This window comes from Gulosibacter sp. (genome assembly GCF_052090685.1).
In the GTDB taxonomy this organism is placed as follows: domain Bacteria; phylum Actinomycetota; class Actinomycetes; order Actinomycetales; family Microbacteriaceae; genus Gulosibacter.
This window is the reverse complement of record NZ_JBQDBE010000019.1, coordinates 12,085-27,412: the sequence shown is the minus strand read 5'-3', so window position 1 is coordinate 27,412 and position 15,328 is coordinate 12,085. Positions and strand designations below refer to the sequence as shown.

Genomic DNA, 15,328 nt, shown 5'->3' with positions numbered 1-15,328 from the left:
TCTCGTGGCACTTTTTCAGATCAGGATGCGCGGCTTGCGGAGCAGACGCGGCCCCTGGAGGATGCGCGACGGCTGGGCGCATGCGCACCCCAGTTGGATGCGCTGGCTAGAGGCCTGCGACGATCTCCTTCATGATGTTTGCGGTCTCGGTTGGGGTCGTACCCACGCGAACACCGGCTGCCTCGAGGGCTTCCTTCTTCGCGGCAGCGGTACCCGCCGATCCCGTGACGATTGCACCGGCGTGGCCCATGGTCTTACCCTCGGGCGCGGTGAAGCCGGCGACGTAGCCCACGACGGGCTTGGTGACGTTGGCCTTGATGAAGTCCGCAGCGCGCTCTTCAGCGTCACCACCGATTTCACCGATCATCACGATTGCCTTGGTCTCGGGGTCGGCCTCGAACGCCTCAAGAGCGTCGATGTGGGTGGTGCCAACAATGGGGTCGCCACCGATACCGATTGCCGTGGAAATACCGATCTCGCGCAATTCGTACATCATCTGGTAGGTCAGGGTTCCCGACTTCGAGACGAGGCCGATCGGACCGTTACCGGTGATGTTTGCGGGGGTGATGCCGGCAAGCGAAACACCGGGGGTGATGATGCCCGGGCAGTTCGGGCCAATCAGCCGGGTCTTGTTACCGAGTTCCTGGACGCGTGCCCATGCTTCAGCAGTGTCCTTCACCGGGATGCCCTCGGTGATCGCGACGGCGAGGGGAATCTCCGCTTCGGCAGCTTCGACGATCGCGCCCTTAGCAAAGGCGGGCGGCACGAAGATGACGGTGACGTTCGCACCGGTCTCGGCCATCGCATCCTTTACCGTGCCGAAGATCGGCAGTTCCTTGCCAGCGAGTTCGATGGTCTGGCCAGCCTTGCGCGGGTTGGTACCGCCTACGACGTTGGCACCCGACTCGAGCATGCGGGTCGCGTGCTTCGAGCCCTCCGAACCGGTGATGCCCTGAACGATGATCTTTGAGTTCTCGTCAAGAAAAATCGACATAGTGCTAAATCCTTTTTCCGTGTTTGGCGCGCTTAGGCGTTCGCGAGTTCTGCGGCCTTGTCAGCGGCCTCGTCCATGGTGGGGACGACGGTGACAAGAGGGTGGTTGTAGTCGGCGAGGATCTGGCGTCCCTCTTCAACGTTGTTGCCATCGAGGCGCACAACGAGTGGCTTCGTGGCGGTGTCGCCCAGGGACTTCAGCGCGCCCACGATGCCGTTTGCGACGGCGTCGCACGAGGTGATGCCGCCAAAGACGTTCACGAACACGCTCTTGACCTGCTCGTCACCGAGGATCACGTCGAGGCCAGCGGCCATGACCTCTGCCGAAGCACCGCCACCGATGTCGAGGAAGTTCGCGGGCTTGACGCCACCGTGGTTCTCACCGGCGCCAGCGACGACGTCGAGAGTCGACATCACGAGACCGGCACCGTTACCGATGATGCCCACCTGGCCGTCGAGCTTGACGTAGTTGAGGTCGTTTTCCTTGGCCTTCTCTTCGAGCGGGTCGAGGTTGCCGGCAACTGCGGCGAGCTCCGAGTGGTGCTCGTGGCGGAACTCGGCGTTGTCGTCGAGGGTGACCTTGCCGTCGAGTGCGATGATGTTGCCATCCGCATCCTGAATCAGCGGGTTAACCTCAACGAGCGAGGCGTCTTCGTCACGGTAGACCTCGAAGAGCTTCACGAACACGGGCACGAGCTTCGCGACGAGTGCGTCGTCGAAACCGGCAGCGCGGGCGATTTCTTCGGCCTTGGCCTCATCGATTCCGGCGATCGGGTCGACCGCGATGCGCGCGAGCGCCTCGGGGCGCTCTACAGCGAGCTGCTCGATCTCCATGCCGCCCTCTTTTGAGCACATCGCGAGGTAGTTACGGTTCGAGCGGTCAAGCAGCACCGAGAAGTAGTATTCCTCCGCGATGCTCGCACCCGCAGCAACCATGACGCGCTCAACGGTGTGGCCCTTGATGTCGAGGCCGAGGATTGCCTTCGCAGCTTCAAATGCTTCATCCGGGTTCTTGGCAACCTTTACGCCACCAGCTTTACCGCGGCCACCAACCTTGACCTGAGCCTTGACGACGGTGACACCGCCAAGCTTCTCTGCGGCAGCCCGAACTTCTTCGGGAGTGTCGGCGATGATGCCGGCCAGTACCGGTACACCGTGTGCTTCGAACAGGTCACGCGCCTGATACTCGAAAAGATCCACGTTTCTTCCCATCCACGGCTGTCGCCGCGTTGTTTAGCTCGCTAGAGCACGAAAATAGTGAGTAATAGTAGGACCGGCCGCGCACGGTCTTCAGAGCAGTTACCCAATTGGCCGACGCTACGGCGCATCCGGGCAAAAGCCTACTCCAACTGAACGACCGGTCTGCTGAACGGTTTCCAGGTGCAGATTACGAAGACTGCGGCAGGTGCCTAGAGCTTCTCGAGGGGCGCGACCTTGATCAGCAGCTTCTTGCGGCCGACGTCGTCGAAGTCGACCTCGGCAATGCGCTTCGATTTCAGTGCCCCGGTCACTGCCCGCACGGTGCCCTCACCGAAATCGGTGTGCTTCACGCGGTCGCCGGCTGCCAGCTCGAGATCGGCGTTGTCGCGCATCTGGCCGGTGATCTGGTTGTCGAAGGTTCGGTTGCCGCGAGTGGGTTTGAAGTCACCCTTGAGGCCCTGGCCGCGTGGCATGTCGCCGTACATCCGCGAGCCGACGGCGCGCCCGCCGCCGCCGAAGCCCGTTGCATTCAGCGCACGCGGCCGCTCCCCGCCGCGAGAAGTGGCCATACCGGGCGATTGTCGCCAGTCGATCAGCGCATCCGGAATCTCTTGCAGGAAGCGGCTGGGCATCGCGACTGCGGATTCACCGAAAGTGGTCCGCGTCATCGCGAGTGAGAGGTGCAGCACCTTGCGGGCGCGGGTAATGCCGACGTAGAAGAGTCGGCGTTCTTCCGCGAGTCCGCCCGGTTCATCGGCGCTCATGCGGTGTGGCAGGAGTTCTTCTTCCACTCCGGTGATGAACGCCGCGTCATATTCGAGCCCCTTCGCGGTGTGCAGCGTCATGAGCGAGACCGCCCCCGACTCGTCGTCGAGTTCATCGGCAGCCGCGACGAGCGCCACATCGGTCAGGAAATCAACGAGCGTGCCGTCGGGATGCTGCTTATCGAACTCTTTCGCGACATTGATGAACTCCTGCACGTTCTCGGCGCGCGCATCATCTTGGGGATTCCCGGTCGCGCGAAGCTTGTCGATATAGCCGATCCGCTGCACGAGGGTGGTGAGCATCTCCGAGACTGCGGCGGCGCCGGTGTTGCGTGCGGGGTCGATCGATTGCTCGGCATCGAGCAGGATGCGTTCAAGATCGAGAATCGCATTGGTTACTTTGGGACCGAGCCCGAGTTCCTCTGCTCGCCCCATCGCCTCTCGGAAGGTGAGGTCATGATCGTTCGCGAAGTTCGAGATAGCGGTTTCGGTTGCGGGCCCGATCGCTCGCTTCGGTGAGTTAATGATCCGGCGCACGGAGAGCTCATCTGCGGGGTTCGAAATGCTCAGCAGATAGGCGACGATATCTTTTACTTCAGCGCGCTCGTAGAATTTGGTCCCGCCAATGAGCCGATACGGAACGGCCGATCGGATCAGGATTTCTTCGAGTGCGCGGGTCTGCGCGTTGGTGCGATAAAACACCGCCATGTCATTGAAATTCGTGCCCTGATCGTGAAGTTTGTGAATCTCGTCGGCCACAAACTGCGCCTCGTCGTGGGCCGAATACCCCGTGTACCCAACAATCTTTGGTCCGGCACCGGCCGCAGTCCAGAGGTTCTTCGGTCGCCGGTCGAAGTTATTGCCGATCACCGCATTCGCAGCATCAAGGATGTGCTGGGTCGAGCGATAGTTTTGCTCCAGCAGGATCGTCTCGGCGCCCGGAAAGTCCTTTTCGAATTCGGTGATATTGCGAATATCGGCACCACGGAAGGCATAAATCGACTGGTCCGAATCACCCACAACCGTGAGCGAGGCGGCTGGGATCGATCCGTCCGGAGCCAATTGGATGCGCGTATCCGCCGGCACGTGCCGCGGCTCGGTACCACGGGTGAGTTCTCGAATGAGCGCGTATTGCGCGTGGTTCGTGTCTTGATACTCATCGACGAGCACGTGTCGGAAGCGACGCTGATAGAGGGCAGCAATCTCCGGAAATGCGCGGAAGAGCCACACCGTTTGGGCGATCAGATCATCGAAGTCGAAGGCCTTATTGCGCTCGAGTTGACGCTGGTACTGGCGATAAATTTCGAGGATGAGCTGGTCGCGCGGATTTGTCGACTCCACTTGGCGCGCAAAGCCGTCCGGGTCGATCAGCTCATTCTTCAGCGCTGAGATTCGGTTCTGTGCATTCGATACCGTTACGCCCATCGACTCGGCGTCGAGGGCCTTCACGATGCGCTTGAGCAGCGCCTTCGAATCCGCGGAGTCGTAGATCGTAAAGCCCTGCGTGTAGCCAAACTTCTCGGCCTCTCGACGAAGAATTCGTACGCACGCCGAGTGGAAGGTGGAGATCCACATCCCCTCGACAGCCTCACCGAGCAGCTGCCCGACCCGCTCACGCATTTCGGCGGCTGCCTTATTCGTAAACGTGATCGCAAGAATCTGACTCGGCCACGCTTCCCTCGTTGCGATGAGGGAAGCGATGCGGTGCGTGAGCACGCGTGTTTTCCCCGAGCCCGCGCCCGCGATGATGAGCAGCGCGTTGCCGCGATACTCGACTGCGGCGCGCTGTGGTGGATTGAGACCCTCGACGAGGTCTTCAGGGATGCTGGTGGGAGGCAAGAACGTCATGACCACACCATCCTAGGCATGGCCACCGACAAACTCGCGACGCCTGTGGATACGTCACGGTGGCGGACCGCAAACCGTAAAGGTTCCTGAATTACAGCGTTAGCGGCAGTGGGCTTGCGCACACGTACAACTATCGCACTTGTAGAAAGGCCACACTAATAAGGCACTTCTTTTGGAGGCTGAGGTTGCTTCCAGTGCGGCAAGGGGGCCAAGCACAATGACTAGTACCGCATATGACGCGAATGGGGATGGCTATAACGAGTCCATCGCCGTCGACACGAACGGCGACGGCTATGTCGACACCGTTCACGTTGACACCGATGCAGACGGCTACATCGATACCACGTACGTTGACACTGACGGCGACGGCGTAGCAGAAGTCATCGGTATCGACGCAAACCAGGATGGCCACTACGAGACCATTCACGAGGACACCAATAACGATGGCTACCTCGAAACGAGTTGGCACGACACGAACAACGATGGCTACCACGAGACCTTGGATGTCGACACGGACGCCGATGGCTATGTGAACGAGTCATACGTGGACACCAACGCAGACGGTTACGCCGAAACGGTCTATGTCGACACCGATGGCGACGGTGCGCTCGACACGGTCGGAGTCGATACCGACTTCGACGGTGTCTACGAGACCTGATTGGCTCGACGCTTTCTCTTCGCACCTACACCGCGACACCGCGACACGGCGCAATCAGGCCGCTCTGAGCATCCCGCTCGAGCGGCCTGATTGTTGGTCGAACTAACCTTGTCGCAATTTCATCGAGTAGCGGCCCTGAGCACAACAGCACTTTGCCTGCGATCACGGAGCTCAACCAGCCGATCAGGAGCGTCCGCAAATACTCCGTCAACGCCGGTATCCAGAAGGACTTCCCAATAGGCTTCGGGACGTCCGGCATACTCCGCGGGGAGAAATTCGTCCTCAGCGCGCAGCGTGTACGTGAGCACTTCGAGTCCCCGCGCCTTGGCGGCTTCGACGAGTTCGCGGCTCAGCAACGAGGTTCGCACGGAAATACCGTCGAAGCGTTCGGCCGCGTCGTCGAGACCCTCCGCAGTCAGCCGCGCTGGGCCCTCTTCACCAGGCCCGACTTCCTCGGCCGCGGCCACGAGCACCACGTGCTTCGCGGTCGATCCGCGCTCACGCAATCTGTCGAGCGCAGCCGCTTCAAAACTTTCAATGCGCAGGTCCCGCAGTACATCGAGGTGCCACAAACCCTCGAGCTCACGCGCAAGAAGATCGACATGGTCAAAGCCAAACGCAAGGGTGCGCGCATCGTGCTTGAGTTCGATTACCAGCCCGCAGTACCGTCCGCGAGCGCGCGCCTCGTCATGGATGATCGTCACGAGTTCCCGCAGTCGCAAGACCGGCTCTGCTCCCGAATGTGCGGCCGAAGCAGGCCGCAGGTCCGGGATTCGTTCCGTCGCACGGAGTTGCTGGATCTCTGCCCAGACGAAGTCCTCCGCGAACCAGCCCACATGCTCTCCCGGCGCATCCTCGGTGAGCGAGTCGCCTCGTCGCCGTCCCGCAAACTGCGGATGCTCGGCAATGTTTGTGGTTGATTCCAATCTGGCCTCGTGGCGAACGATCAGCACACCGTCTCGCGTGGGCACCACATCCGGTTCTACCAGGTCAGCACCCTGCCGCACCGCGAGACGATAGCTCGACTCGGTGTGTTCGGGAAGATAGCTCGGCGCCCCTCGGTGAGCGATGATGAGCGGGCGCATCCGGCCATGGTCGGCGCCGAAGGAAACATCTGCGTGAACTCAGCATGAACGAACTGACCTCAATCCGCACAGCAATACGGCGGAACCAACCGAAGGTGATTCCGCCGTATTGCCGCTATCGCTGCAGAGCCGCTCTGTGCGGCTTGCCTTGGCTAGTCGCTACCGCGAAGAATCGCGATCAGACGCAGGATCTCGATGTAGATGAAGACGACGGTCGACACCACCGCGTAAGCGCCGATCCAGCCGTACTTACGCGGAGCACCCGCGCGTGCACCGTTCTGGATGTACTCGAAGTCGGCAATGAGCATGTAGGCACCCATCACCACGGCGAAGATTCCGAGCAGCACACCGAGGGGGATGCCGAAGATCTCAACACCGGTGCGCAGGCCCCATGGATCGGGCGAGACGCCGGTGAGCTGCAGACCAACGTTGACGAGCGAGAAGATCAGGTAGGCGCCACCGGCGATGAGGAAGAACTTGGTGACCTTGGGTGAGGTACGGACCTTGCCGGAGGTGAATAGTGCCAGCGTTACGCCAACCACGATCAGAGTTGCGAGCACCGCCTGAATCACGATTCCGGGGAAGATCGTCTCCAGCGCGACGGAGAAACCACCAACGAGTAGTCCTTCCGCGACACCGAAGATCATGATCAGTGGCACGCTCGGTTCCTTCTTGAACGCGAGGATGATGCCGATAACGAGCGCTGCGACGGAGCCCGCGAGTGCGAGCATCATCCCGATCGAGGGCCCGAGGAACCAGGTAATGGCTGCCGTGACGACCACCACGCCGAAGAGCAGTGCGCTCTTCGCGATGGTGTCTTCCACCGTCATGCGACCCATCTGGTCAGACGAGGGCGAGGGCATGTTGTACTGGTGGTCCATCGCCTGCGGCGACGGCATCTGCTGGTACTGACCCTGCTGGTATTGCCCTTGGCCACCCTGGGGGTTCTGACGCTGGTCGAACATTGGCTGTCCGTAGCCTGCCTGCTGACCGTACTGCTGCTGCGGGGCACCGTACTGGTTACCCTGTGCCGCTTGCTGTGCTTGCCCGTTGAAATAGGGATTTCGTTGTAGTGCTGAGCTCGCCATGTGGTGTTCTCCGATTCGTCGTGCGTCTCGTATTTCAGCGGGCCGTTTCCGGCCGCGATGCCGTAAGTCTATGGATAGAACATGTCCACAGCACTAAGCATTCCCAGTTACACAATTAAAGTCGCTCGAAACGTGCGACTAGCCTCGCGCATCCTCGCTGACCGCCAGCGCCCGCTTCGAATGCAGCAAGAGCCGCGGCAGCAAGATAAACAGTGCGAGTACCCCGGTGGCGACGAGGATAAAGGACAGCGCCGCGGTACTCCCGAACAGGATGCGCAGGGCAAGTCCGCTCGTGATGGTCACGAAGAGGATGACGACACCCGCTGGCCACAGCGCTGATGGCTGCTGCTTGGTGAGGATGATGATTACCCAGCCGATGCCGAGTGCGAGCAGAAACGGTGCGGCGGTCCCCAGGACATTGAGCGGGTCAACCGAAGAGTTATGGCTCGATCGACCCGACGCAGCGAACACGATCACCAGCACGACATCAAGGATGAACGGGATCCACGGCTTCCGCGTGTACGCGGCACGAATCTTCTGCATCCACTAAGCGTACCGACTTCCGCGAGAAGGCCGAACTGTAGATGTCCTGATGTTCTATTGACAGGACATTATCTCTCGGGCTACGTTCTCGGCACGAGCGGTACGCACCGCACATCGGGAGACCCATAATCACGCAACCAAGGAGGACACAATGTTTGAAGTAGCAAAGCGATATCTGGGCATGACGCCGACCGAAGCGCACAACTTCCTGCTCGAAGAAGAGTATGCGTTGACGTTCGACCGGTTCGGTCTCGACGAGGCATGGAAGATCGGCACGTGGCTGCACGACTACGCCTCCGACCACAACCTTTCGATTGCCATCGCAATCACGCTCGGAAGCCAACGCGCATTCCACGCGGCCACGGGCGAGGCTAACGAAGAAAACGACGCCTGGCTCGAGCGGAAGTTCCGCATCGTGCGCCGTTACGGCCACTCCTCGCTCGCCGTCCGCTACGAGTTCCTCGCCAACGGTCAGGCTGCGGATGAGCACACCGATGCCGACACGGAAGGCTATGCCGCAGCGGGTGGTGGCTTCCCAATTCGCGTCGGTATGAGCGTCGTCGGGATGATCGGTGTGAGTGGCCTCGAGATGCACGAAGACCACGCCCTCATCGTGAAGGCGCTGCAGGAACTCCTGGTTCGCGCGTGACCACCGCCCGGCCGGTCATCACGAGTTTGTCGGGCTAAACACAGCGAGGCCGGGATGCACTTCGCGTCCCGGCCTCGATGTTCCACCTCGGCTATGCCAGGCGGGCTACTCCCATTCGATGGTCCCCGGCGGCTTGGACGTGACGTCCAGCACGACGCGGTTTACTTCGCTCACTTCGTTCGTGATGCGGTTCGAGATCTTCGCCAGCAGATCGTATGGCAGTCGGGACCAGTCCGCGGTCATCGCATCCTCGCTCGACACCGGACGCAACACGATCGGGTGACCGTAGGTACGGCCGTCGCCCTGCACGCCCACTGAACGCACATCCGCGAGCAACACGACCGGGCACTGCCAGATTTCACCATCGAGTCCCGCGGCGGTGAGCTCTTCGCGAGCGATTGCATCCGCCTCCCGGAGGATCGCGAGACGCTCCTCGTTCACCTCACCAATGATGCGGATGCCGAGCCCCGGACCGGGGAACGGCTGTCGCGCGACGATGACCTCGGGGACGCCAAGCTCACGGCCAACCGCACGGACTTCATCCTTGAACAATGCCCGAAGCGGTTCGACGAGCTCAAACTGCATGTCTTCGGGAAGCCCGCCGACGTTGTGGTGCGACTTGATATTCGCGGTGCCGTTACCACCGCCGGACTCCACGACATCGGGGTAGAGCGTGCCCTGCACGAGGAACTTGATCTCGCCCGGAATATCGTCGGTGCGCGATTCTTCTACGAGCCGCGCCGCGGTGGATTCGAACACACGGATGAACTCGCGGCCGATGATCTTGCGTTTCTCTTCCGGGTCGGTCACTCCGGCGAGGTGCCCCAGGAACTGCTCCCGCGCATCCACCGTGACGAGGCGCACCCCGGTTGCGGCAACGAAGTCCTCTTCAACCTGTCGCGCTTCATCCTTGCGGAGCAGACCGTGGTCGACGAATACGCAGGTGAGCTGCTCCCCCACCGCGCGCTGCACGAGGGCCGCCGCGACGGCGGAATCGACGCCGCCCGACAGACCGCAAATGACCTCGTCTCCACCGATTTGTTCGCGGATGCGCGCAACCTGCTCGTCGATGATCGATTCGGGGTTCCACGCCTCGTTGATATCGGCGGCGCGGTGCAGGAACGCTTCGAGCACTTCCTGCCCGTGCTCGGAGTGCAGCACTTCGGGGTGCCACTGCACGCCGTACAGTTTGCGTTCCTCGTTCGCGAAGGCCGCGACGGGGGTGTCGTCGGTCGAGGCAAGTACGTCGAAGCCTTCGGGAGCCTTCGCAACCGAATCACCGTGGCTCATCCACGCGATTTGGTTCGTGGGCTGGTCGCTCAGAATTGAGGATGCGGCGGCCTGGTCCGTGAGGACGATGTGCGTTGAGCCGTACTCGCGCTTCCCCGTTTTGGCGACCTCACCGCCGAGGGCAACGGCCATGGTCTGGAAGCCGTAGCAAATGCCGAAGGTCGGCACGCCCAGCGAGAAAATCTCGGCGTCAAAGCTTGGCGCGTCCTCGGCATACACACTCGAAGGGCCGCCTGACAGCACGATCGCACGCGGCTGTTTCGCCAGCACTTCGGCGGCGGTAATCGTGTGCGGCACGATCTCGGAGTAGACATTCGCTTCGCGAACGCGGCGGGCAATCAGCTGGGCATACTGGGCGCCAAAATCGACGACGAGTACCGGCCGAGCTGCGGTCGAAGAGGATGCATCAGTCACCCACACAGTCTAGCCGCCACCGCGGTCGCCGGCGCCACGTCGCGAACGCGTCGCAATCATTGCAGCCAGCGTTCATCATGGTTCGTACTTCACCCATGATGAGCGCTACGAACCATGATCAGCGAGCCAGACCGTGACGGACGCCAACGACTACGACGAGCGTCCCCGACTACTGGTCCTCGCGGCGACGCTGGACTTCCGCATCCACTTCGGCGTCGAGCGCGGCGCGCTGCTCATCGGTGAGGGATGCTTCCACGCCCGCTAGAGTTTCGTCCTCGGCGGCGCGCTCATCCCAGTACTGCTGAAACTCACCAAGCTGACGGTGCGCCCGCTTCGCCATGAGGTGTTCGGTGATGAAGGAGAGGAACGGCACGACGCCGCCGCCGGCCATCGCGAGTAGCCAAATGAGTTCCCAACGCATCTTGAGCCACACGAGATAGGCGGCAATCAGGTACACGACGTAGAACCAGCCGTGAATAATCAGAATCCAGCGCGACAGGTTGAACCCGGTCACGGTTCCCTCTTGCACGAGCGCGATAAACCCGAAGGGCCCGAACATCTCAATTTCGAGGTGGAACGCGTATTTCAGGATCATTTCGACGACGAGCGCGAGCAGCAGGATCCCAGTGATCCAGGCGGTGATTTTGTAAAAGCGAAGCCGAGTTCGGATGCCGGGGAATTCTTTGGGCTTGGGGATAGCTGCCATAGTCGTCATTCTCAGTTTCGTTCGGGGGTGGTTCGTTCGGGGGTGGATGCGGTTGCCCGCGGTGATTGCGATTCCGCGAGGGCTCGGAGCTTTTCGCGACGGACTTTGTCGGTGAGGTCCGCAATTGGATCGGCGGCCTGCTCCTGGAGGTAGTCGTCGCGCACGATTCGCCACCAGATATAGATCGCCATGATCGCGAACACAGCCCATTCGATCGCGTAGAAGATGTTGAGCAGATCGAGCTGGAAGCTGTCATCGATACCGACCACTTCGATCGGCTCCAGCCCCGCGGGCAAGTCAATGCCGTCTTCAATCAGCCCCCACGCGGCGTAATAACTCACCGCGGGGTTTTGCCAGGTGTTGATGAGCTGTCCCGCCGCCATTGAACCGATCCGCAGCGGGTCGTCCTCGTCGCGGTTCGTCACCGGTTCCTGCAGCGCTTCGATCTTTCCTTGGAACTCTGCGGGCTGCGCGTCCGTTTCCGCGGGGACCGGGGCGGTCGCGGCATCCAGCGCTTCGATCGCTTCGCGCGCTTCCTCTTCAGTCGCGGCCCATCCAATCGCGACCGGCAGGCCCGGATACAGTTCTGCTCCCGACCCTGAGGGAGTGAATTCCTCGGTGACCTGCGGCTGTTCGGGGGTGAATTGCGTCACGCCGTCATCCGCGACGGCAAGGTGACCGACCACCCACCAGCCGGTTTCAGAGCCTTGGAGCCGGTTCGCGACGACCTCGAAATCGCCCGGGACCAGCCATCCCGAAACCGCCATCGGGCGCGCGACATTCTCCTCGGTGATTCCCACCCCGGGCGCCACCAGATCGCCAAGCGGCACTACGGTTTCATAGGCTTCACTCTCGGCGGCCGTGCCCGAGGACTCGAACGCTGCGTCGAGCTGCCACTTCCCGAGAGCAATAAATATGACGACAATCAGAATCGCGCCAGCGAGCAGGGCGAGCCACTTGGGCTTCACCATTGTCTTGAGCAATTACGATTCCTGGGTCGGGGAGTGCGGACTGGGCCGCGGCGGGGATCCTGCAGACTCCCCGCTATTTGGACAAGATTTATTCCGAGTGTCCGGCGGGGATCACGGCAACATTCGACTTCTGGAAGGCCTTGAGTTCGGTGTAACCCGTCGTGGCCATCGCGTAGCGGAGTGCGCCGATGAGGTTGCTCGTGCCGTCGGCAACGTGTGCCGGGCCACGAACGATTTCTTCAAGCGTACCAACCTGACCGATCTCGACACGGTTGCCGCGAGGCAGTCTCGTGTGGCGCGCTTCGGCTCCCCAGTGCCATCCCCGACCGGGTGCGTCAGTGGCGCGCGCGAGAACCGCACCGAGCATGACCGCGTCCGCACCGAGCGCGAATGCCTTGACGACATCACCCGTGGTGCCGAAGCCACCGTCCGGAATCACGTGCACGTATCGGCCACCGGATTCATCCATGTAGTCGCGGCGTGCGCCTGCGACATCCGCGATCGCAGTCGCCATCGGTGCCTGCACGCCAAGGACTCGGCGCGTGGTGGATGCGGCGCCACCGCCGAATCCGACGAGCACGCCCGCGGCACCCGTGCGCATGAGGTGCAGCGCCGAGGTGTAGCTCGCTGCCCCACCGACGATGACGGGCGTATCGAGTTCATAAATGAACTTCTTCAGGTTGAGTGGTTCGCGCGTTTCCGACACATGTTCGGCCGAGACTGTGGAGCCGCGGATCACGAAAATATCGGCGCCCGCCGCGAGCACGTCTTCATAGTGTTCCTGGGTGCGCTGCGGCGAGAGTGCGCCCGCAACCACCACGCCCGACTCACGGATCTCCTGGAGTCGAGCTTTAATGAGTTCGCCCTTGATCGGCTCGCGATAAATTTCCTGGATGCGTCCGGTCGCCTGAGCGGTCGGTAAATCCGCAATTTCGGCAAGGAGCGGCTCGGGGTCTTCATAGCGAGTCCACAACCCCTCCAGGTCGAGGACACCGAGGCCACCGAGCTTGCCGAATTCGATGACGGTCTTCGGGCTCATCACCGAGTCCATGGGCGCTGCCATCAGTGGTGTCTCAAAATCGAAGGCGTCGATCTTCCAATTCGTCGAGACGTCCTCCGGGTCACGGGTACGTCGCGAAGGGATGATGGCGACATCGTCGAGCGAAAACACCCGACGAGCGCGCTTTGCACGGCCAATCTCAATTTCAGTCACCGGGCAATCCTATCTGGCCAGGGCTGGATGCGCGCAGAGGTCGTGGAAGCTTGGTTGCGCTGCACGCGGTAGCCGCTTTCCGACAACGATCGCGCCGACGCCGCCAAGTTTGTGTTCTCGTGGCGCGGAATCATGGTCAGTAGCGCTCATCATGGTTCGTACTTCACCCATGATGGGCGCTAACGCCCATGCGAGCGACCGCGCAACGCCAGCAGCCCGACAACCAGGCAGTAACCGGGCAGCAACCGGGCGCTCAACCGCAAACCAACCGCACAGCACGAACTTTCGACTAGTTTCGAGGGAACCGGCACCGCGAACACCAGGGAGGCACCGTGGCCGACCACATCCTTGCCCTTGATCAGGGAACCACCTCGACGCGCGCGATCGTGTTCGACCGCGCCGGGCGCATCCTTGCCACCGCGCAACGCGAGCACCAGCAGTTCTTCCCGCAACCCGGCTGGGTGGAACACGATCCAATGGAGATCTGGCGCAACGCCCGCAACTGCATCGGCCTGGTACTCGCGGATGCGCAGCTCGCGCCCACCGATATCGCAGCGGTGGGCATCACGAACCAGCGCGAGACGACGATCTGCTGGGACCGCAAGACCGGCGAGCCGGTGCATCCGGCGATCGTCTGGCAAGACACCCGAACCCAAGACATTGTTGACCAGATCGCGCAGGACGGCGGCGTCGACCGATTCCGCGAGCGCACCGGGCTCCCCCTCAACGCGTATTTCACCGCCACCAAAATCGCGTGGATCTTCGAGCACGTCGAGGGTGCTCACGAGCGAGCCAAAGCGGGCGAGCTCTGCATCGGCACGGTCGATTCCTGGCTCACCTGGCAGCTCACGGGCGGCACCAATGGCGGCGTGCACATCACCGACGTGACCAATGCATCCCGCAGCCTGTTGATGCGTCTCGAGTCTTGCGAATGGGATGCGCAACTGCTTGAGGTATTCGGAGTTCCGCGGGCCTGTCTGCCGGAGATTCGTTCTTCGAGCGAGGTGTATGGACGCTGCTCGGCGAGGTCGCCGCTACCGGGAGTGCCGGTGGCGGGGATCCTCGGTGACCAGCAAGCGGCCACGTTTGGGCAGGCCGCGTTCGGCGAAGGCGAGGCGAAAAACACCTACGGCACCGGCTCATTCCTCGTGTACGGCACGGGAACCACGCCGGTGCTCAGCGACCACGGCCTCCTCACGACCGTGGCCTACCGACTCGGCAACGGCCCCACACACTACGCCCTCGAAGGCTCAATCGCAGTAACCGGCGCACTCGTGCAGTGGCTGCGGGACAATCTCGGCCTCATTTCAAGCTCCGCCGAGATTGAGCAACTCGCGAGCACGGTCTCGGACAACGGCGGCTGCTACATCGTCCCCGCGTTTTCGGGGCTCTACGCCCCGTGGTGGCGACCGGATGCTCGCGGCGTGATCGTTGGGCTCACCAGCTACGTGAATAAGGGGCATATCGCACGCGCGGCCCTCGAATCCACCGCGTTTCAGTCTGCCGATGTCTTGGATGCGTGCAACGCTGACGCACCGGAGCCGCTCACCGAATTGCGCGTGGATGGCGGCATGGCGGTCAATGATTCGCTCATGCAGTTCCAGGCGGATGTGCTGGGAGTCCCGGTTGTTCGGCCGGTTGTGACCGAGACCACGGCCCTCGGAGCCGCGTTTGCCGCGGGGCTTGCGGTGGGGTTCTGGGCCGACCTTGACGATCTTCGGTCGCTGTGGCGAGAAGATCGTCGCTTCGTTCCGTCGATGAGTTCGGATGAACGCGAGCGGCTCCGCGGACAGTGGAGCCGGGCAGTCTCCCGCAGCTTTGATCTCGCGTAGCTGCGGGAGAATCGGACTGTTGTCCGTCAACTGGGAATCGGCGAGAAGTCGACTCCTAGTCGACGGCAAACCGC

The 15,328-nt window shown here is 61.9% G+C and carries 13 protein-coding genes; 3 read left to right on the top strand and 10 right to left on the bottom strand.

Translation table 11 applies throughout. The annotated features are described in order from the left end of the window. Positions 1-106: 106 nt before the first annotated feature. The 3 genes from sucD to ACTHXA_RS12060 form a co-directional block, all read right to left on the bottom strand. Positions 107-994, bottom strand: coding sequence for a succinate--CoA ligase subunit alpha (gene sucD, locus ACTHXA_RS12070; protein WP_441672693.1), 888 nt, complete (start codon positions 992-994; stop codon positions 107-109). 32 nt (positions 995-1,026) lie between these two features. Next, the gene (sucC, locus tag ACTHXA_RS12065; protein WP_441672691.1) at positions 1,027-2,193 is read right to left on the bottom strand and encodes an ADP-forming succinate--CoA ligase subunit beta; all 1,167 of its coding nucleotides are present in this window, start codon (positions 2,191-2,193) and stop codon (positions 1,027-1,029) included. A 209-nt stretch (positions 2,194-2,402) separates the two neighbouring features. Next, positions 2,403-4,805, bottom strand: a complete 2,403-nt coding sequence (locus tag ACTHXA_RS12060) for an ATP-dependent helicase (RefSeq protein ID WP_441672689.1) — start codon at positions 4,803-4,805, stop codon at positions 2,403-2,405. A 217-nt stretch (positions 4,806-5,022) separates the two neighbouring features. Between ACTHXA_RS12060 and ACTHXA_RS12055 the strand changes: the two genes are divergently transcribed. Beyond that, positions 5,023-5,463: a hypothetical protein gene (locus ACTHXA_RS12055; RefSeq protein ID WP_441672687.1), complete on the top strand. Its 441-nt coding sequence runs from the start codon at positions 5,023-5,025 to the stop codon at positions 5,461-5,463. A 119-nt stretch (positions 5,464-5,582) separates the two neighbouring features. Here the strand turns inward: ACTHXA_RS12055 and ACTHXA_RS12050 are convergent, their stop codons facing one another. From ACTHXA_RS12050 to ACTHXA_RS12040, 3 genes are all read right to left on the bottom strand, one after another. Next, the gene (locus ACTHXA_RS12050) at positions 5,583-6,548 is read right to left on the bottom strand and encodes a glycerophosphodiester phosphodiesterase family protein (RefSeq protein WP_441672685.1); all 966 of its coding nucleotides are present in this window, start codon (positions 6,546-6,548) and stop codon (positions 5,583-5,585) included. 152 nt (positions 6,549-6,700) lie between these two features. Then, positions 6,701-7,636 (bottom strand): Bax inhibitor-1/YccA family protein, encoded by a 936-nt coding sequence (locus tag ACTHXA_RS12045; RefSeq protein ID WP_441672683.1) that lies wholly within the window; start codon positions 7,634-7,636, stop codon positions 6,701-6,703. A 138-nt stretch (positions 7,637-7,774) separates the two neighbouring features. Next, positions 7,775-8,179, bottom strand: a complete 405-nt coding sequence (locus ACTHXA_RS12040; RefSeq protein WP_441672681.1) for a DUF3054 domain-containing protein — start codon at positions 8,177-8,179, stop codon at positions 7,775-7,777. Positions 8,180-8,330: 151 nt separating this feature from the next. Between ACTHXA_RS12040 and ACTHXA_RS12035 the strand changes: the two genes are divergently transcribed. Next, entirely contained in the window at positions 8,331-8,828 is a 498-nt protein-coding gene (locus ACTHXA_RS12035; protein ID WP_441672679.1) for a heme-degrading domain-containing protein, read from the top strand. Between the two features lie 105 nt (positions 8,829-8,933). Here the strand turns inward: ACTHXA_RS12035 and guaA are convergent, their stop codons facing one another. The 4 genes from guaA to ACTHXA_RS12015 form a co-directional block, all read right to left on the bottom strand. Further along, positions 8,934-10,532, bottom strand: coding sequence for a glutamine-hydrolyzing GMP synthase (gene guaA / locus ACTHXA_RS12030; RefSeq protein ID WP_441672677.1), 1,599 nt, complete (start codon positions 10,530-10,532; stop codon positions 8,934-8,936). 169 nt (positions 10,533-10,701) lie between these two features. Then, entirely contained in the window at positions 10,702-11,238 is a 537-nt protein-coding gene (locus ACTHXA_RS12025; protein ID WP_441672675.1) for a DUF3817 domain-containing protein, read from the bottom strand. Between the two features lie 11 nt (positions 11,239-11,249). Continuing rightward, positions 11,250-12,221, bottom strand: a complete 972-nt coding sequence (locus ACTHXA_RS12020; RefSeq protein WP_441672673.1) for an SURF1 family cytochrome oxidase biogenesis protein — start codon at positions 12,219-12,221, stop codon at positions 11,250-11,252. 76 nt (positions 12,222-12,297) lie between these two features. Next, a complete protein-coding gene (locus ACTHXA_RS12015; RefSeq protein ID WP_441672671.1) occupies positions 12,298-13,422 on the bottom strand; it encodes a GuaB3 family IMP dehydrogenase-related protein in 1,125 nt (374 codons plus the stop codon). Between the two features lie 332 nt (positions 13,423-13,754). Here ACTHXA_RS12015 and glpK point away from each other — a divergent pair, with 332 nt between their 5' ends. After that, complete coding sequence (gene glpK, locus ACTHXA_RS12010; RefSeq protein ID WP_441672669.1) at positions 13,755-15,254, top strand: glycerol kinase GlpK; 1,500 nt, start codon at positions 13,755-13,757, stop codon at positions 15,252-15,254. Positions 15,255-15,328 lie beyond the last annotated feature (74 nt).

What these genes read in the sequence shown, in the direction of transcription:
- sucD (WP_441672693.1), bottom strand. Translation starts at nt 994, where the DNA reads ATGTCGATTTTTCTTGACGAGAACTCAAAGATCATCGTTCAGGGCATC.
- ACTHXA_RS12060 (WP_441672689.1), bottom strand. Translation starts at nt 4,805, where the DNA reads ATGACGTTCTTGCCTCCCACCAGCATCCCTGAAGACCTCGTCGAGGGT.
- ACTHXA_RS12055 (WP_441672687.1), top strand. Translation starts at nt 5,023, where the DNA reads ATGACTAGTACCGCATATGACGCGAATGGGGATGGCTATAACGAGTCC.
- ACTHXA_RS12050 (WP_441672685.1), bottom strand. Translation starts at nt 6,548, where the DNA reads ATGCGCCCGCTCATCATCGCTCACCGAGGGGCGCCGAGCTATCTTCCC.
- ACTHXA_RS12045 (WP_441672683.1), bottom strand. Translation starts at nt 7,636, where the DNA reads ATGGCGAGCTCAGCACTACAACGAAATCCCTATTTCAACGGGCAAGCA.
- ACTHXA_RS12040 (WP_441672681.1), bottom strand. Translation starts at nt 8,179, where the DNA reads ATGCAGAAGATTCGTGCCGCGTACACGCGGAAGCCGTGGATCCCGTTC.
- ACTHXA_RS12035 (WP_441672679.1), top strand. Translation starts at nt 8,331, where the DNA reads ATGTTTGAAGTAGCAAAGCGATATCTGGGCATGACGCCGACCGAAGCG.
- ACTHXA_RS12025 (WP_441672675.1), bottom strand. Translation starts at nt 11,238, where the DNA reads ATGGCAGCTATCCCCAAGCCCAAAGAATTCCCCGGCATCCGAACTCGG.